The following is a 17,808-nucleotide window of genomic DNA, read 5'->3' as shown; positions in this document are numbered from 1 at the left end:
ACGCGCGTGCCCTTGCGAACCCCAATGGACGCGAGCCCCGCGGCAAACCGGTCGGACAGGACGTCGATCTCGCTATAAGTCCAGGTTCGGTCAAAGAACTCGACGGCCGCTTTATCAGCGAAGCGTGCGACGGATTCCTCCAGAAAAGCCGTCAGCGTATCGGCGTGCGGGCTCGTGGCGCCATTGGCCGCATCAGCCTCTGCTCGGTCGAGCGGATTTTTGCCATCGCCCGGGGTTGCAGTATCGAATGCCTCTTGCACGCCTCCTCCTTCTTGTGCGGACACCCTCCTCAAGGTTTCCCTCCGCACAATTTTCCTTCGACATGACTTTTACGATATAATATAAACGTATACGTCATGTTATTCAAGGCCGATATTGACGGATCCGGCAAAGATCTAGAAGACGGCCATTTCCACGGTTCCAAGAGGGTTTGGGAAACAAACATGTATGTCTGGGGACGACTGATCAGGGCCATGATCAAGGCGAAATTCGCACCTGCGATCCACCCGCCTGAAGATATCTCCTCGATTGTCCTGCGAGTCTGGCCCCAAGACCTCGATATCAATATGCACGTGAACAACGGCAGATATCTGGCCTTCATGGATATTGGCCGGTTCGATCTGCTGGCCCGATCCGGGCTCGGCGCACAGGTATTGCGCGAGAAATGGCAGCCTGTTCTGACCGGGGTGAACGCGCGCTACCGTCGCTCGCTGCGGGCCTTTCAGCTGTTCCGGCTGGAAACGAGGGTCGCCGGCTGGACGGAGAACTCGCTTTTCATGGAGCACCGTATCATACCGCTCAGCGGCCCGCACAAAGGCGAGGTCGCGGTGACGGCGACAGTGCGCGCGGTGATGCTGAAGGATGGTCGAAAGCTGCCCGCGACGGAGATGCTCGCCCCGCTCGGCCCGCTGCCGGAAAGCCCGCCGCTCACCGAGGCCTACGCACTGCTGATGTCGCCGGAGGAAAGGGCGAGAGCCAGTGGCGGCGAGGACGCCAAGACGTAAACAGCACGGGCCGGATGACCGCCCCCATGAGGCGAAGGCCTCGAAGGCGATATGCTCCGCCGGTCAGGACATTGCGCGCTTGACGACGTTGCGATGGTGGCGTCTATCGCGAGCCATTCCATGTCAGGCTCCGTCGCGACTGCCTCGAATATCCGGTCGAACATGCCTTGTTCGATCCACCGGTAATACCGTCGCTTGACGGTTTGATACGGGCCGAAACGGTCTTCCGGCAGGTCGCGCAAGCGCGCACCCGAGCGCGCCAGCCAGAGAATGGCATCGAAGAAACGGCGGGCATCGCTGCGCGGTCCTTGTTTGCCCTTTCGCCCGCCAGGAACAAACTCACGAAGACGTTCCCACTGAACATCTCGAAGAACTTCACCTTCCACACCGACCTCCAAAAGTCAGTGTTGAATCTGATTTGAGGAAAAGGGAAACCACAAACCTTAAATTGTCACTGCAGGCTAATCCCGGCGCGGCAGCCGGATTTCGACGGCAAGGCCGGCGTTTTGGGAAGGCAGGATCAGCGCGTCGCCGCCATGCGCCTTGGCGATCGCCTTGACGATCGGCAGGCCGAGACCCGAACCGCCCCTGGCCCGGCCGCGCGACTCGTCCGCGCGCCAGAACCGCTCGAAAGCGCGCGCCCGGTTTTCAGCGGAAAGGCCGGGGCCGGTATCGGTGCAGCGGAAGAAGACATGCTCTGCGGAAAAGCCCGTCTCCACGAGCACGGTGCTTCCCGGTGCATAGCGGCAGCAGTTTTCGAGAAGCGCTACGAAGGCCTGCCGCAACCTTGCCCGATCGGCGGTCGTGACTGCGCTGCCCAGATGCCGGTTCGCGACGATCCCGGCCTTCGCAAGCGCCTCCTCGAGCGAATTCACCGCGGCCTCGGCCTCCTCCGCGAGGTCGAGACGCGCGACCTGCAGATCGAGCTGGCCGGCATTGCCCAGCGCCAGCGTGCGCAATTCCTCCACTATGGCCGAAAGGTCGTCCACATGTTCGATCAGCCGGGAATAAAGTTCCGGGCTGGGGGTGAAAGCGCCATCCGAAAGGCCCTGCAACCGCCCGCGCAGAATGGTGAGCGGGGTCCTGAGCTCATGCGCGATCGCCGAGTTGGAATATTGCAACTCGGTCTCCGCGCGTTGCAGCCGTTCCGCCATCTGGTTGAAATCGTCGACAAGGTCGCCGGCCTCGCCGAAATTGCCGCTGCGCAACGAGGCGCGCGCCGAAAAATCGCCTTCCGCGACACGGCGGGCAGCCTCGGCAACCGATTTCAGCGGTTCCACGATCCGTCGTGCCAAGATCCAGCCGAGCAAAGAGGCGGTGGATATGCCGATCCCCAGAAGCAGGCCCAAAGTGACGATATCGCCGGTGCGCAGAAAGTCATCGTCGGTGAATTCGGGATAGAGCCATTCATAGATGAAGAAGAAATACGCAATCAGCCCGAAATAGACGACGGCGAAGGCAAGCAGGGTCAGTGCGATCATCGCACGGACGATCCGGGAATTCAGGTTTCTACTCATCGATGCTGTCCAGCCGGTAGCCGACGCCGCGCACGGCGGTGAGCAAGCCCTCCGCTCCGGCGGCGGAAAGCTTGCGGCGCAGATTGCTGACATGGCTGTCCACCGTGCGGTCGAGCGCTTCGCTCTCCGGCATGCAGGCATCGACCAGTTCCGCGCGCTCGAACGCCCGGCCGGGGCTTGCGGCCATATGGGCGAGGATGCGGAATTCGGTCCGAGTCAGATCGAGCGCCACCGATCCGGCGGGCGTTTCGACCGCCGCGCGATAGGCCTGCGGATCGACGGTCAGCGGGCCGACGCGCAACACCTCGGCGGCTCCGCGCCCCATGGTCCGGCGCAAAACGGCCTTGGCACGGGCCACGACCTCGAGCGGGTTGAACGGTTTGACGACATAATCGTCGGCGCCGATGCGCAGCGCCTGCAGCTTGTCGAGATCTTCCGCAAGCGCTGTGACCATGATCACCGGCGTATCGCCGCGCCGGCGGATTGCCGCCAGCACCTCGTAGCCGTCTTGTCCGGGAAGCTTGATGTCGAGCACGACCAAATCGGGGCGCAAGCGCAGATGATGGGCAAGCCCGACGGTCCCGTCGCCCGCAGTGATGACCCGGAAGCCCTCGCGCGCCATATAGGTGCCGATGATTTCCGCAATCTCGGGTTCGTCTTCGATAATCAGGATCAGAGCATTGTTCATGGCCATGTCTTCGATCTTTGAAACGCGGTCCGGAGCGTTCCCCGTGCATCCTTTCGAATGACAGGGAACGCCCGAACTCATTACGCCGGCGCGGCGGGTTCGGGTTTGTCGGCAACACCCTTCTTCCGCGATCCGCGCAGCGTCAGTCGGCTGACTGTAACGTAGAGCACCGGCACGAAGAATACCGCAAGCGTCGTTGCCGACAGCATGCCGCCAAACACGCCGGTTCCAATTGCGTTCTGGATTTCGGAGCCGGCGCCATGCGCGAGCATCAATGGGACGACGCCGAGGATGAAGGCCAGCGACGTCATCACGATCGGCCGCAGCCGCAGCCGGGATGCCCGCAGCACGGCCCGATGGAGGCTCATGCCGTCATTTTTCAGGTGGCGGGCATATTCGACCAGAAGAATGGCGTTCTTGGCCGAAAGCCCGATGATGGTGATCAGGCCCACCTTGAAGAAGACGTCATTGTCCATGCCGCGCGCCAGCACCGCCAGCACCGCGCCGAGCGCGCCGAGCGGCACGACCAGCATGACCGAGAGCGGGATCGACCAGCTTTCATAAAGTGCCGCAAGCACGAGGAACACGACCAGCATCGAGGCGGCCAGCAGCATTGGCGTCTGCGCGGCGGATTGCCGTTCCTGCAGCGATTGCCCGGTCCATTCCACCGCGAAGCCGCGCGGCAATTGTTGCGCCAGACGCTCCATCTCGGCCATTGCCGCGCCGCTCGAAACGCCCGGCGCCGCCGAGCCCGAGATGTTCGCAGCCGGATAGCCGTTATAGCGTTGCACCTGCAGCGGCGTCGTTTCCCAAACCGGCTCGACGACTTCCGACAGGGAAACCATGCCGCCATCGATATTGCGCACCTTGAGACGCAGCACATCCTCGACATGCATCCTTGCGGGCGCATCGGCCTGCACGACCACCTGCTGAAGCTGCCCGTTATTGGGGAAGTCGTTGACATAGGTCGACCCGATCGCCGTCGAGATCATGTCGCTGATGGCCGAGAAGGATACACCGAGCGCCAGCGCCTTCTGGCGATCGATCCTGAGCGCGATGCTCTGGCCATCGGGCAGCCCGTCCGCCATCACGCCGCTCACCAGCCTGCTTTCGGCGGCCAACGCGATCAACTGGTCCTCTGCCGCCTTCAGCGCCTCCGGCCCTGCATTGGCCCGGTCCTCGAGCCTCAGCGCGAAGCCGGAGGTGGTGCCGAGCGATTCGATCGCCGGCGGTTTCATGATCATGGCCATGCCTTCGGGAATGTCGGCCATGGCGGCTTCCGCCGCCGCGATCTCCCGGTCCACCGTGGTGTCGCGGTCGCCCCAGTCCTTCAGGCTGGTAAAGGCCTGGGCGGCATTGGGACCGGAGCCGGAAAAGCCGAAGCCGAGGATCACGAGGCTCTCGACGATATCGGACCGTGTCGCGGTATGGGCCTCATAGGTCTTGACGACCGCGCGCGTGCGTTCGGCGGTGGCGCCTGCCGGAAGCTCGAACATCGCCATGAAGTTACCCTGATCCTCTTCCGGCACGAACGATGTCGGTATCTTCGAATAGCCGTAGCCGAGTGCCGCAAGCAGCGCGACATAGATGACCAGCATCCGCCCGCCGCGCCGCAGGACCCAGCCGACCGCGCCGGTATAGCGCGCCGCCAGCGCATCGAATCCTCTGTTGAACCACCCGGAGAAACCGCCTTTGGCATGGGTCTGGACGGGTTTCAGGATCGTGGCGCACAGCGCTGGCGTCAGCGTCAGCGCAAGGAAGGCGGAGAACAGGATCGACACCGCCATCGACAGGGTGAACTGGCGATAGATCGCGCCGACGGACCCGGCTGCCATGCCCATAGGAATAAAGACTGCCGCAAGCACCAGCGTGATGCCGACGATCGCGCCCGAAATCTCGCGCATCGCCTGGCGGGTGGCGTCGCGCGGCGACAAGCCCTGCCGCGACATGATCCGCTCGACATTCTCGACGACGACGATGGCATCATCGACGATAATGCCGATGGCGAGCACCATGCCGAACATGGTCAGAACGTTGATCGAATAGCCGGCGAGCATCATCACCGCGAAGGTGCCCAGAAGCGCGATAGGCGCGACGATGGTCGGGATCAGCGTATAGCGGATGTTCTGCAGGAACAGCAGGATCACCAGGAAGACCAGCACCATCGCCTCGATCAGCGTATGCACGACCTTGGTGATCGAGACCTTCACGAAGGGCGCGGTGTTGTAGGAGATCGCGATCTCCATATCCTGCGGCATTGAGGGCCTCAGTTCCGCCAGGCGCTTTTCGATTGCAGCGGCCGTGCTGACGGCGTTGGCGCCGGGCCGCATCTGGATCGCGGCAGCAGCGGCCGGCTTGCCATTGCTGCTGACGCTGAAGGCCAGCGTCTGGGCGCCGAGCTCGATCCGCGCCACATCCGAAAGCAGAAGCCGCCCGCCATCGGCCTTGGCCCTGAGCGGTATCGCCGCGAATGCCTCCGGCGTGGTCAGCTGGCCATGCACGGTCAGCGGCGTCGACACCTTCGTGCCCGGAACCGTCGGTTCGTCGCCGACCCGACCGGGCGAGACCTGCGCGTTTTCGCGGGTGATCGCCTCGGTCACATCGGCCATGGTCAGGTCGTAGGCCGCAAGCTTGGCCGGATCCACCCAGACGCGCATGGCCCGTGGCGAGCCGAACTGCTGGACGCGCCCGACGCTCGGCAGGCGCTTCAGCTCCTCGCTCACATTGCGGGTCATATAGTCGCCAAGGGCGAGCTCGTCGGTCTCGCCGCTGACCGACCGGAGCGTGAGCACCATCAGGAAGCCGGATTCGGCGGCCTCGACGCTGATGCCGCCGCGCCGGACCGCCTCGGGAAGCTGCGCTTCGGCATTCTTCAACCGGTTTTGAACATCCACCTGCGCCAGTTCCGCATCGGTTCCGGGCTTGAACGTCACCATGATGTTGGCGCCGCCGGTCGAGTCGGCGGTGGATTCGTAATAGAGCACGTTCTTGACGCTCGAGAGTTCCTTCTCGATGGGCCGAACGACGCTGTCATTGACCGTATCGACGCTCGCGCCGGTATAGGTCGCGAAAATGCTGATGCTTGGCGGCGCAATGTCCGGAAAGCGGGCCACCGGAAGCTTCGGAATGGCGACGAGCCCGGCCAGCGCGATGAAGATCGCGATAACCCAGGCAAAGACCGGACGGTCGATAAAGAATTGTGGCATGATGTCTGACCTTCAAAGCAATGCCAGGTGAAGTGGAAGCCGGTTCACCGTCCGGAATTGCGCGAAAACAAAGAATTAGAGCCTATCGGTCGCCGTTGCGGTATCCTGCGGTACGCTCGCCGGGCGCACGCGCATTCCGTCCTGAACGCGATCCTGTCCGCGAATGACGATCATCTCGCCCGCTTTCAGCCCCGCTGTGACGACAACGCGTCCGCCGATGGCCTCGCCGAGAACCACATTGCGCCGCTCGGCCCGGCCATCCGCCGTCACGACCACGAGCTGCGCCTCGCCGGCGCCATTGCGCACAACCGCTTCTTCCGGCACCAGCAGCGCATCGGGAAGAACGCCGCGCGGCAGGCGAACGCGGACATACATGCCGGGCAGGAGGCTGAGACCGGGGTTTTCCACCTCGACCCGGACCGCGGCATCCCCGGTTCCCGGATCGACCGTGACATCGGAAAGCGCCAGCCGGCCCAAGCGGGGATGCGGCGTGCCGTCCGCGTCGAGGATCTCCGCTGGCCCCAATCCCGCCTCGGCGGCGGACTGCACGCCATCCAGCTTCGTTGCTGGCAGGCGCAGATCGACATAAACACGGTCCAGTTCCTGCACCACGGCAAGTTCCGTCTGGCTGGAGGCAAGCGCGCCCTCATCGGCGACCGTGCGGCCGACATAGCCGTTGATCGGCGAGCGTATCGTGGCGAAATCGAGGTCGAGCTTGCGGCGGCGCGCGACGGCCCGGGCTTCGGCAAGGTTCGCCTCTGCCGTGGTCAAATCGTTTTGCGCCTGCTCGTAATTCTTGCGGCTCGTCACGTTTTCCGCCATCAGCGCCTTTGCCCGCGCCAACCCCTGGCGGGCATGCGCCAGCGCCCCTTCCGCCCGCATCAACCCTGCCTGCGCCGTTTCGAGATCGGCCTCAAGCAGGGCGGAATCTATTTCGAAGAGAACCTCGCCCGCCTCGACCTCGGTCCCGCCTTCAACAAGCCGTTTCTTGATGATGCCTGTGACCTGCGGCCGAATCTCGACCCGCCGATAGGCCGCCACGCGCCCGGGAAAGGCATCGATCAGGACCACGCGCTCCGGCTTAAGCGTCAGCGTTGTGACCTGCGTGGCCCCTCCGGCATCGGCAGACGGTTCTTGCCGCTGCGAAACCGCCTCGTGGCGGAAAATCAGAAACAGTGCGAGGGCGGCGACGCCAACGATAGCGGCGATAAATGAAAGGCGGTGCGACATGAAAAGCATCCGGACTGGTGTTCTTCACCCGCACCTGACATGCGCCTTTCGATGTTCGGTCGAGAAATGATGGAGATTTGGCGGAGATCGACAAATGCCGGCGATCCCGCGCAAAGCGGAGGGCAAGCCGCTGGTTCAAAACGCAGCAACCTTCGCGCCCGGATGAGCGCTTTCAGGATGCCATGCAGGGATCGTTGAAAACGTGCTGGATCGCAATGGCGGCAGCACCTGCCGTCCAATAGAAGCTGGTATCAGCCGACACGATTCGCGGACCCTGTTCACGCCTGAATGCGTCGCAAGGTCTCCAGCAACCGGCTTTGAGGACCGGCGTCCAGCGCTGACGCGGCAAAGGCCGGTCATTGCCGCCAGTCTGGCATCGTGATCGCACCGTCCATATGGCGCCCGATCAAGGGACAGGGATCGCTTATTGCCCCAGTGATATCGCAACACCTGAAACGGCGTCGCGCAGCCAGATATGGGCGGGATCGCCGCCGCGCCGTTCATGCCAGACCTGAACGAAGGGAAAGGACGGGATCGTGAATGGCGGCTCGAAGATGATCAGGGTCGGATCACTTTCATAAGGAACAAGAGCGTTGCGCGCGACGGTGAGAACCAGGTCCGTCCCTTGGATCAGACGCGGCGCGTTTCCCCAATGCGGCAACGTGACCGCGAGGCGGCGCTGATGGCCGGCGGCGCGCAGGGCCGTATCGACCTCGGTGTTTGCGCCGTCCCTCATCGCAACGAGAACGTGGGGCCGTGAGAGATAGGCTTCCATATCAAGGCGCTCCTTGCCCGGCATGCTCTCCCGATCCGCAAGGCAGGCGAAATTCTCGCTGATCAACGGCCCGGCCTCCAGCCGTTCGGGAAGATCGGGGAAGACCCCCAGGGCAAGATCGCATTCCCCGTCCAGCACCTGCCGCACCATGGCTTCCCGGCTCGATTGGGTGATCACCAGATCGATGCCCGGCGCCTCCAGCCGCAGCAGCCGCGTCAACTCGGGAAGGATAACGGCGGAGCCGTAGTCCGACATGGTAAGGCGAAAGGTGCGCTTCTCCTTCGCGGGATCGAAGCCGCTCGGGCCGAAAACCACGCGCATCTGCCTGAGGGCCTCCTCCAGGACAGGCGCGATCTCGAGCGCCCGGGCGCTCGCGACGAGTTGCCCGCCGCGACGGATCAGCAAGGGATCGTCGAAGAGCACACGCAGACGCGCGAGCGCATGGCTGACGGCGGGCTGGCTCATGTTCAGCCGGGCGGCCGCGCGCGACACATGACGCTCGGCCAGAAGGGCATCGAGAACCACGAGAAGATTGAGGTCGATGCCGCGAAGATTATTCATATTATGCATATTGAGGATGATACATCGGAATTTCCATCGACCAAGCAAATAGTGCATCTGGGGCGCAACGGAGATTGTTCACCATGCAAACCAACGCACTGATCCTCATCATCGCCGCCATCATCACCGGCGCGGTCGTTCCGTTCCAGGCAGGCGCCAATGCGGCGCTGGGACGCGCGCTCGGCCATCCGCTGTGGGGCACGCTCGTTTCCCTCGCTGTCAGTTTCGCCTGCATCGTGCCCGTGATGCTTCTGGCGAAGGTCCAGGCCCCGACGCTTGCGAACCTTGCCCAGGCGCCGCGCTGGATATGGATCGGCGGCATTGTCGGCGTCGTCTATATCACCGGCGCGCTCATGCTTGCGCCGAAGCTTGGCGCTGCCGGCTTCATCATGGCGGTGATCGCCGGGCAGATGCTGGCGTCGATCGTGATCGATCAGTGGGGCCTTGTCGGCCTGCCCCAGAAACCGGTCACCTGGTCGCGCCTTGCCGGTCTCGGCCTGATTGTCCTCGGGCTGATCGTGATGCAGTTGCAGGCGCTGGGATTGAAATCGCCCGGCAGTTCGTAAAAAAGGCTCGAAGCCTCCGCGGCAGCCAGTTCACATGCTTGCACCGGCGCGGATATCCGGCGCATAATGATCGTATGAAGTCTGCAGATTGTACCATCTGAATCCGCTTCCGCGCGTCGCCGCGAGAAGCCTCCGCGCCGGCCTTGCTCGTTGCGCTTGCCGGCGCTCGCTTGTTTGCGTCATCGCAAACGGGATATCGCCGCCACAGCGGCACAGATTCAATGGTAACGCTCATGAACAATTTCTTCGAAAGCCCCTTCAAGGGCATGACTCTCGACCGCCAGATCAACAACCCAAACATCATCGCCGGTCGATACAGCTATTACTCCGGCTATTATCACGGCCACAGCTTTGATGACTGCGCACGCTACCTGCTTCCCGAGCCCGGTGTGGACAGGCTCGTGATCGGCAGCTTCTGCTCCATCGGCACTGGCGCCGCCTTCATCATGGCCGGCAATCAGGGCCACCGCAGCGACTGGATCAGCACATTCCCGTTTTTCTGGATGAGCGAGGTGCCGGCATTCGCTGGAGCCGAAAACGGCTATCAGCCGGCCGGAGACACGCTCATCGGAAACGATGTGTGGATCGGCGCCGAGGCCATCATCATGCCGGGCGTGACCATCGGCGACGGCGCCGTGATCGGCACGCGCGCCCTTGTGACCCGCAATGTGGAGCCCTACGCCATCGTCGGCGGAAACCCGGCCAAGATGATCCGCAAACGCTTTGACGACGCAGACATTGCCCTGTTGCGGGAGATGGCATGGTGGGACTGGAGCGACGCGCAGCTCAGCCAGGCGATGCCGATCCTCACAAGCGGCGACATAGCCGCGCTTCACCATTACTGGCGGAAACACATCATGACAGACGATTGATATCTCCCCTGCCCGTCCACGATACGCCCCGGACGGGCAGCCCCAATCGAGAGGCAGCAAGCCAATTCCCGAACGCATCCAGACGGAAGAGGATTTTCGAACAGTTCTGGAGCCGCTGCCTGTTCCACGGGACTGAAACTTTGATCAAGCGGGTTGAGGTAGATAGCGGCAAGCGCGCAGGTTTGCCGAGTGAGGTCGCGGAGAAGATGAAGGCTCTGGAGCGCGAAAACAGGGAGCTTCGTCAAGCAAACGAGATATTGCGCAAGGCATCTGCGTATTTTGCTTGAGCGGGCAGTTCCGTAGCTCGCAAAAGATCGGCGAGGCCTGAAATGCGGATCCAGAAATGCAAAATAAAAACATTTTAGGCGAATAGTCGGAATAATATCTCAAAAAATACCTATTTTCGGATTTTGCAGTTGCATTTTGTATCCAAAAATGGATTATCTCGTCCCGAAGGGGAGATTCCATGACTGCAGTTGCCGCCACCAGCAAAATCATCATCGTCGGATATGGAGAGGTCGGCCGCGCCTTTGGCGATCAGTTGGAGAAAATGGGCGAGCGGCCTCTTTATGTCGATCCGGTCGCCGGCCCCAGAGATCCGAAGCATCAGGTCGTCCCCGCCTTGCCTGACCATATTGCGCCCGGGTCGCTGGTGCTCGGCGTATTTCCCTCGGCCGTCGCCGCCAGCGTGGCGCGCGATGTCGCGAAGCGGGCTGGCGCTTTCACCTATGTCGACCTGTCGTCTTCGCCGATGACGCTGATGCGCGACTGCGATGCTATTCTGGCGGGCACGGAGGTTGCTTTCGTCGATGGCGCCATCATGGGCTCGGTGGATCTGTCAGGGGCAGGTTCGCCGATCATTCTCTCGGGCGTTGAGGCCGAAAGCGTGTCCGCGGAACTCAATCGTCTTGGCTTCAATACCCGCGCAATGGCCAATTCTCTCCCGGGAGAAGCCGGCGGGCTGAAGCTCCTGCGCACGCTGATGTCCAAGGGCATCGAGGCGCTGGCTGTCGAGTGCTATTCGACCGCGCAGCGTATGGGGCTTGAGGCGGAGTTGCGCGAAAACCTCGCCGATATCAGCGCGCGGCCCTTTCCCGATCTGCTCGATGCGATGGTGCGCACACATGTCGTGCATGCCCCGCGACGAAAACACGAAGTCGAGGACGCCATCGCCCAGGCGCGCAGCTTCGGGCTGCAAACGCCCGTGTCCGATGCGGTTCTGGCCGCGTATGCGAGAACAGCGCAGCGGATTTCGGAGGAAAGGCCCGCCGCGCCGGCCAATGTGGCGGAGGCGGTGCGCTGGCTTTCCGCAGGTCTGTCGTGACCGGGCGCCGCTTACGCCGCCCCCTGAAAGCCCGGCGGCCGCTTCCTACACACCACAATCTGACTATCGGAGAAAAGAAATGACTGCCGGCTTCAGAATTCATGCCCGCAAATCCAGGGTGGAAAGCGCCCTTGTGGACGGGTTTGCAAGCCTTCCCGTCGCCAATGTCTCGGACGCGATGAACCGGATGACTGCCGCCGGATCGCGGCTGCGCCCGTACCATGCCGAAGGGCGGATCATGGCGGGCCCCGCGCTCACGGTGAGGACCCGTCCCGGCGATAATCTGATGGTGCACAAGGCGATCGACATGGCAGAAGAGGGCGATGTCATCGTCGTCGACGCGGGCGGAGACCTGACCAATTCGATCATGGGCGAGATCATGGTCTATCTCGCGCAGGAAAACCGCGTGGCCGGGTTTGTGGTCAACGGCGCGATCCGGGATGCCGAGGAAATCCGCGAAAGCGGCATGGCAATGTTTGCCGCCGGCGTTTCCCATCGCGGCCCCTACAAGGACGGCCCCGGCGAAATCAATGTTCCGGTTGCCATCGACGGGATGGTGATCCATCCCGGCGACCTGATCCTCGGCGATGGCGACGGTGTGCTCTGCGTGCCGGCAGCCGAGGCGGCGGAAATCCTTGAGGCGGCGCGCGCAAAACAGGCCGCAGAGCAAAAGGAGATCGCCGCGATCCGCAACGGCACGGTCGACCGCAACTGGGTGAATGAAATTCTGGCGAACCGCAACGTTGAATATATCGACTGACAGTCAACACTCTAGGAGGAGAAAACCATGGAAAAGAGAACACTGACCGCGCTTGCCGCGGCAATGACCCTGGCGCTTGCAGCGCACGAATCGGCGCAGGCCGAGGTGACCGAGGCGCAGTTGCAGGAACTGGCGAAGACCTTGCCGGAGAAGACCCAGGTCTCGGTGCTGGCCATCGACAGCAGCACGTCGGAATGGAGCATGCTTGAAAAACCCTTCTGGGAGGAGGTCGTGCCGCGGCTAAGCGACGGACGGATCGACGTCAAACTCAGCTCGATCACCGAACTGGGCGTGCCCGGCTCGCAGATGGTCACGCTGGTGCGCTCGGGGGTCTACGACATGGCCGATACCGTGGCGTCCTATGCTAGCGAGAACATGAAGATCCTGGATGGCATGGACATTTCCGGCGTCACGCCGACGATCGAGGGCGTGCGCGCCAGCAGCAACGCCTTCATGCCGGTCATCAACGAGACCCTGTCGAAAAAGGCGGGATCGGTTGCGCTTGCAAGCTGGCCGACCACCGGTCTCGTTCTGTGGTGCGGGGCAAAGGTTGAAAGCCTCGATGACCTGAAAGGCAAAACCGTTCGCGTTTTCAGCGGCACGCAGGCCGATCTGATCACCGCGCTCGGCGCGACGGCGGTTTCCATGCCGTTTGCCGAGATGGCGCCGGCCCTGCAGCGTGGCGTGATTGATTGCGGCATCACCGGTACCGCCAGCGGCAATATCGCCAAGCTGCCGGAGGTCACGAAATATGTGTATGCGCTGAACACCGGTTGGGCCCCGCAGATCAGGATCGTGAATGAATCCTGGTTCAACAAGCAGGCGCCCGAGGTGCAGGAATGGCTGCGCCTTGCCAGCGAATATTTCGAGCAGGAAATGGCCTGGCCGACGCAGATCCGCAACCACAATATGGGCCTGTGGTGCACGGCCGGCGACGCGCAGTGCGACGATAGCGGCGCGTTCCAGAAATATGATGCGACCGTCACGGTTCCGACCGAGGCCGAACTGGCCGAAGTCGCGCGGCTGACGCAGGAGAAGGTGCTGCCGAATTTCGCCGGCAATTGCGGTGAGGCCTGTGTATCGGAATGGAACGCAACGATCGGCGCGCTTGTCGGGATTGAGATGAAGCAGTAGAGCCGGTTTGCAACAGGGTCCGGTCGGGTCAAGAGACCTGATCGGGCCCTTTGCCTTTCGGCATCGCAGCCTCGATTTGTCTGAAACCGCTGACGTGGGAAATCCGCCTATGACATCCGCACCCGTCCCCAAAAAGCGCTCGCTGTTGCAACAGGTTACCATCCTGGCCTCCCGCGCCGGCGGTTATGGCCTGCTCGGCATCGCTGCGATGATTTGCGTGGATACGATCTCGCGCAAGCTGTTCAAGGTCTCGATTACCGGGTCGACCGAGATCACCGGTTTCGTGTTCGCATTCGCCACCGGCGTTGCGATTGCCTATGCGGCGCTGTTCACCGCGCATATCCGGCTCGATGTCGTGCAACGTCTGTTGCCCACCCGCATTCGGGGGTCGCTCGATGTGCTGGCGGCGCTGACCATGCTGATCGGCGCGGCCATCCTGAGCTGGAACGAGTGGCTTCAGCTGAAGGAGGCCATCGAATTCGAAGCCACCTCGACCTTGCTCAATATTCCGCTGGTCTATCCGCATGCGCTCTTCCTGCTCGGGCTGTTGCTTTTCACGCTGGTCTCGGCGCTCGTCCTCATCGGGCTGTTGCGTAGGTTTCCCAGGACGGTTGAGCACCCGGGCTCTGAGGGACATCAAAGCCTCGAAGACCTCGGCGACCTCTAAAGCAATTCCAGGTGAAGTGGATACCGGTTCACCGTCCGGAATTGCGTAAAACAAAGAGATAGAGCCTTTCCGCGTTTCCGTGAAATGCGGAAAGGCTCTGGAAAGCCCCCGGAACAAAAGCCATGTCTATTCTCGGATTTATCGGCAGTCTCTTCGGCCTGATCGCGACAAGCATTCCCGTCGGGATTGTTCTTCTGTTCGCGGGTATCCTTCTCAGCCTGTTCTGGCTGCCCGTCAACATCATCTCGGTGATCGGGATCACCACCTGGGAAACGGCCACCAACGACTTGCTGGTCGCCATTCCGCTGTTCATCCTGATGGGCGAAATCATGCTGCATAGCGGCAGCGCCTCTTCCATGTATCGCGCCTTGCTGCCATGGCTGAACCGCCTTCCGGGCGGCCTGATGCATACGAATATCGCGGCCTGCACCATGTTCGCCGCGACGTCCGGTTCAAGCGTGGCCACAGCTGCCACCGTGGGCACCCTCGCCTTTCCCGAGATCGAGAAGAACGGCTACAATGAGCGGCTGTTCCTGGGCACCGTCGCTGCCGGTGGAACGCTGGGCACGCTGATACCGCCGTCCATCAACATGATCATTTATGGCGCGATCACCCAGACCTCGATCCCGCAGCTTTATCTGGCGGGCTTCATCCCCGGCATATTGCTGGCGCTGATCTTCATGCTGGCGGTGATTCTCTGTTGCGTGTTCTTTCCATCCTGGGGCGGGCGGAAAGAGACCTATGGCTGGGCCGAACGGCTGGGCAGCCTGCCGCAATTGCTGCCGATCTTCTTTATTTTCATCGTCGTTGTCGGTTCGATCTATGCCGGCGTCGCCACCCCGACGGAGGCCTCCGCGCTAGGCATCGCCGCTTCCCTGATCCTGAGCGCCTTCAACGGCACGCTCTCGATCGCCATGCTCAACAAGGCGATCGAGGGCACGATGCGTTCGACGGGCATGATCATGCTGCTCCTGATCGGCGCCTATTTCCTGAACTTCGCGCTCGGCATGTCGGGCTTCATCGAGCAGATCACCGATTATATTTCCAGTCTGGCGATGCCGCCCCTGGCCGTTCTGTGCATTATCATCCTTTTCTACATGGCGCTCGGTTGCGTGCTGGACGGGATCTCGATGATCGTGCTGACGGTCCCGGTGACCGCGCCGCTCATTATCGGCCTTGGCTATGATCCGGTCTGGTTCGGCATCATCCTGATGATGGTGATCGAGGCCGGGATGATCACGCCGCCGATCGGGATCAATTGCTACGTGGTTCAGGGCCTGCGGAAATCGGGGTCCCCGAACGATGTTTTCATAGGGATCCTGCCCTTCCTTGGCGCGATCATTGCGATGATCGGTCTCATGATCGCGTTCCCGCAGATAGCGCTCTGGCTGCCGGAAAGCCTGCAATGACCACGAACATCGCTTCCTCAGGCGCCTGGGACTGCCATTTTCATATCCTTGATGCCGCAGCGCCGGTCGTCGCCAATGCCGTCATCGCAAACCGGTCCGCCAGTTGCAACGACTACCGCGCGGCGACCGCCGGCCTGGGCCTGACCGGTGGGGTGCTGGTGCAGCCTTCCCTTTATGGCTGCGATCACACCGTCCTGCTGCGCGCGCTCGCTGAGCTTGGCGCGGGCTACCGCGCGACCGGCGTGATCACGCCGGATGCCGACCCGGCTACGCTTTTGCAGTGGCACGCGGCCGGGATGAGGGGGATGCGCTTCAATCAAGTTCAATCCGGCGCAACGCTGATCGAGGACATGCCGAAAACCGCGGAGCTCGTTCGGGATATGGGCTGGAGCCTCGAACTGCATCTGCCCGCCAGTGAATTGTCCTGTCATCATGAGATGCTCGCCGATCTCGGCGTGCCGCTCGTGCTCAACCATCTTGGCCGCTGCCGTCCCGATCATGACGAAGATCTGGAGGCGCTCCTGCGGCTCTATGAGCTGCCGCATGTCTGGGTCAAGCTTTCGGGCCCGTATCACGAGGACGTGCGAGACCTCTCCTGGGCGCATAGCCTCGATGTCGCGAAGCGTCTGATCACTGCCGATTCCTCCCGGCTCGTGTGGGGAAGCGACTGGCCGCATGTGACCGAGAGCAATCCTCCGGCACTCAGCAAGCTCCTTGCTTTCATCCAGACGGCAGCCGGCGATGAAACCATCCTGCGCCGGATCATGTCGGAGAACCCGCAGAGGCTTTATCGATAGGGCGACGGTTCCGGCAACTTTCCACCTTGTATGCGACGACTTGTATACAATCGGCTGGCATTCTAACCTGTCCGGGATCAGATCGGGACGTATTGGTTCTGTTGAAAGACTTCGGCAACGAGCAGTGAGGGTTGAGGGTGGCATGAGCGTCAGCGACGATGTGCATACAGAATTGAGGCGCCGGTTGATCGCAGGCCACTTCACGCCCGGCGAAAAACTGCGGGAAGAACATATCGCGGCCGAGCTCGACGTCAGCCGCACCCCGGTCCGCGCCGCGCTTCAGCGCCTGATCACGGAAGGCCTGCTCGAGGCGGCGCCAAAGCGCGGCGCCGTCGTCAGCCAGTGGACCGACAACGATATCGAGGAAATCTTCGAGCTGCGCATCCTCGCCGAGGGACTGGCCGCCGCCTGGGCCACGCGCAACATGTCGGATGCCGATATCACCAGAATGGAAGAGATGAACCGCGACATCGCCCGCGCGGTCGCGAGCGGCGCACGCAACTTCCGCGACATCGTCCAGTCGGTGAACCATGAATTCCACATGCAGATCTACCAGGCCTGTGGCAGCGCAAGATTGCGCAATTTCGGCACCTCGCTTCTGGAATATCCCAAATTGTTGGGCGGGTTTTACATCTACTCGGATAACGAGATCCAGGAGAGCATTCAGCAGCACGAGGATATTCTGCACGCGCTCAGGGCCCGCAACGAGCGATGGGCGCGGTCCTCGGTCACTTCCCACCTCAGCGCCGCTTTCGAACGGCTAAAACGCTCCCGCCGCAAACCCCAGGTATCGCCAACTCCAAAGGGCTAGCGAAGCCCGTCATTCGCACATCAAGTGCGGGCGCTGGCGACAAATCCTTCGATCACGGCGCGAATGTCGTCGTCATCCATGGCCTTGGTCGCGTGATGGCTCGACGGCTCCGGCATTTGCGGCAGCGCCCACATGATGTGTGGCGGCTTCTCCAGCGAGGTATGGCCGCCACGGGTAAGCTGGCCGAAGAGTTTGGCGCCGTGGCGATGGACGGCATCCGCGATCCTGCCAAGGCCCGGAACGATAGCGGGGTCCAGGCATTGATGAAGCGGCGCGACATCTTGCCGGTGGGATGGATGGCCATGCTTTCCAGTATGATCAACCCGACGTCGCCGCGCGCCCGCTCTTCGTGATAGGCGACATGATCGTCCGAGGGCATGCCGTCGGGCCCGCCGAGGGCGGTGAAATGAGGCTGGAACACGACCCTGTTGCGCAGGGCGACATCGCCGATCGCAAAGGGGCTTATAGCAATTCCAGGTGAAGTGGA

The 17,808-nt window shown here is 62.2% G+C and carries 16 protein-coding genes and 3 pseudogenes; 11 read left to right on the top strand and 8 right to left on the bottom strand.

Annotated features, from left to right (window positions below):
- Positions 1–260 (bottom strand): AMP-binding protein (locus B4E36_RS11935; protein WP_345900384.1); only part of this gene is annotated, 260 nt, incomplete at its 3' end.
- Between the two features lie 96 nt (positions 261–356).
- On the opposite strand from B4E36_RS11935, the gene B4E36_RS11930 reads away from it, so the two are divergent.
- On the top strand, positions 357–1,004 hold the full coding sequence (locus B4E36_RS11930) for an acyl-CoA thioesterase (RefSeq protein ID WP_292055734.1): 648 nt from the start codon (positions 357–359) through the stop codon (positions 1,002–1,004).
- A 91-nt stretch (positions 1,005–1,095) separates the two neighbouring features.
- Here the strand turns inward: B4E36_RS11930 and B4E36_RS11925 are convergent.
- The 6 genes and pseudogenes from B4E36_RS11925 to B4E36_RS11900 all read right to left on the bottom strand — a co-directional run.
- A pseudogene (locus B4E36_RS11925) lies at positions 1,096–1,390 on the bottom strand (transposase); the annotation flags it as partial.
- 75 nt (positions 1,391–1,465) lie between these two features.
- Positions 1,466–2,521 carry an ATP-binding protein gene (locus B4E36_RS11920; RefSeq protein ID WP_292055732.1) on the bottom strand — a complete coding sequence of 352 codons (1,056 nt, stop codon included), beginning with the start codon at positions 2,519–2,521 and terminating at the stop codon, positions 1,466–1,468.
- Positions 2,514–3,209, bottom strand: coding sequence for a response regulator (locus B4E36_RS11915; RefSeq protein WP_345900383.1), 696 nt, complete (start codon positions 3,207–3,209; stop codon positions 2,514–2,516). The genes B4E36_RS11920 and B4E36_RS11915 overlap by 8 nt, the downstream gene beginning before the upstream one ends.
- Positions 3,210–3,289: 80 nt before the next feature.
- On the bottom strand, positions 3,290–6,415 hold the full coding sequence (locus B4E36_RS11910) for a multidrug efflux RND transporter permease subunit (RefSeq protein WP_292055728.1): 3,126 nt from the start codon (positions 6,413–6,415) through the stop codon (positions 3,290–3,292).
- Between the two features lie 75 nt (positions 6,416–6,490).
- On the bottom strand, positions 6,491–7,645 hold the full coding sequence (locus B4E36_RS11905) for an efflux RND transporter periplasmic adaptor subunit (RefSeq protein ID WP_345900382.1): 1,155 nt from the start codon (positions 7,643–7,645) through the stop codon (positions 6,491–6,493).
- 424 nt (positions 7,646–8,069) lie between these two features.
- The gene (locus B4E36_RS11900; protein ID WP_345900381.1) at positions 8,070–8,981 is read right to left on the bottom strand and encodes a LysR family transcriptional regulator; all 912 of its coding nucleotides are present in this window, start codon (positions 8,979–8,981) and stop codon (positions 8,070–8,072) included.
- An 83-nt stretch (positions 8,982–9,064) separates the two neighbouring features.
- Between B4E36_RS11900 and B4E36_RS11895 the strand changes: the two genes are divergently transcribed.
- The 10 genes and pseudogenes from B4E36_RS11895 (at position 9,065) to B4E36_RS11850 (ending at position 17,321) form a co-directional block, all read left to right on the top strand.
- Positions 9,065–9,547, top strand: a complete 483-nt coding sequence (locus tag B4E36_RS11895) for a DMT family transporter (RefSeq protein ID WP_292055723.1) — start codon at positions 9,065–9,067, stop codon at positions 9,545–9,547.
- A 233-nt stretch (positions 9,548–9,780) separates the two neighbouring features.
- Entirely contained in the window at positions 9,781–10,419 is a 639-nt protein-coding gene (gene catB / locus B4E36_RS11890; protein WP_292055722.1) for a type B chloramphenicol O-acetyltransferase, read from the top strand.
- Positions 10,420–10,562: 143 nt separating this feature from the next.
- Positions 10,563–10,700: pseudogene (locus B4E36_RS11885) on the top strand (IS3 family transposase); the annotation flags it as partial.
- Positions 10,701–10,885: 185 nt separating this feature from the next.
- Positions 10,886–11,743 carry a DUF1932 domain-containing protein gene (locus tag B4E36_RS11880; protein WP_292055721.1) on the top strand — a complete coding sequence of 286 codons (858 nt, stop codon included), beginning with the start codon at positions 10,886–10,888 and terminating at the stop codon, positions 11,741–11,743.
- Between the two features lie 79 nt (positions 11,744–11,822).
- Positions 11,823–12,503: an RraA family protein gene (locus B4E36_RS11875; RefSeq protein WP_292055719.1), complete on the top strand. Its 681-nt coding sequence runs from the start codon at positions 11,823–11,825 to the stop codon at positions 12,501–12,503.
- Positions 12,504–12,530: 27 nt separating this feature from the next.
- Positions 12,531–13,637: a TRAP transporter substrate-binding protein DctP gene (gene dctP, locus B4E36_RS11870; protein ID WP_292055716.1), complete on the top strand. Its 1,107-nt coding sequence runs from the start codon at positions 12,531–12,533 to the stop codon at positions 13,635–13,637.
- 109 nt (positions 13,638–13,746) lie between these two features.
- On the top strand, positions 13,747–14,304 hold the full coding sequence (locus tag B4E36_RS11865) for a TRAP transporter small permease (protein WP_292055714.1): 558 nt from the start codon (positions 13,747–13,749) through the stop codon (positions 14,302–14,304).
- A 122-nt stretch (positions 14,305–14,426) separates the two neighbouring features.
- Complete coding sequence (locus tag B4E36_RS11860; RefSeq protein WP_292055712.1) at positions 14,427–15,713, top strand: TRAP transporter large permease; 1,287 nt, start codon at positions 14,427–14,429, stop codon at positions 15,711–15,713.
- Positions 15,710–16,510, top strand: a complete 801-nt coding sequence (locus tag B4E36_RS11855) for an amidohydrolase family protein (RefSeq protein WP_292055711.1) — start codon at positions 15,710–15,712, stop codon at positions 16,508–16,510. Before B4E36_RS11860 ends, B4E36_RS11855 begins: the two co-directional genes overlap by 4 nt.
- 142 nt (positions 16,511–16,652) lie before the next feature.
- Positions 16,653–17,321 (top strand): GntR family transcriptional regulator, encoded by a 669-nt coding sequence (locus tag B4E36_RS11850; RefSeq protein WP_292055710.1) that lies wholly within the window; start codon positions 16,653–16,655, stop codon positions 17,319–17,321.
- Positions 17,322–17,373: 52 nt separating this feature from the next.
- Here the strand turns inward: B4E36_RS11850 and B4E36_RS11845 are convergent.
- Positions 17,374–17,808 (bottom strand): annotated as a pseudogene (locus B4E36_RS11845) (hypothetical protein); the annotation flags it as partial.

Source organism: Martelella sp. UBA3392 (assembly GCF_002358775.1).
GTDB lineage: Bacteria > Pseudomonadota > Alphaproteobacteria > Rhizobiales > Rhizobiaceae > Martelella > Martelella mediterranea.
Note: the sequence above shows the minus strand (reverse complement) of the source record. Positions and strands in the feature narration are given on the sequence as shown.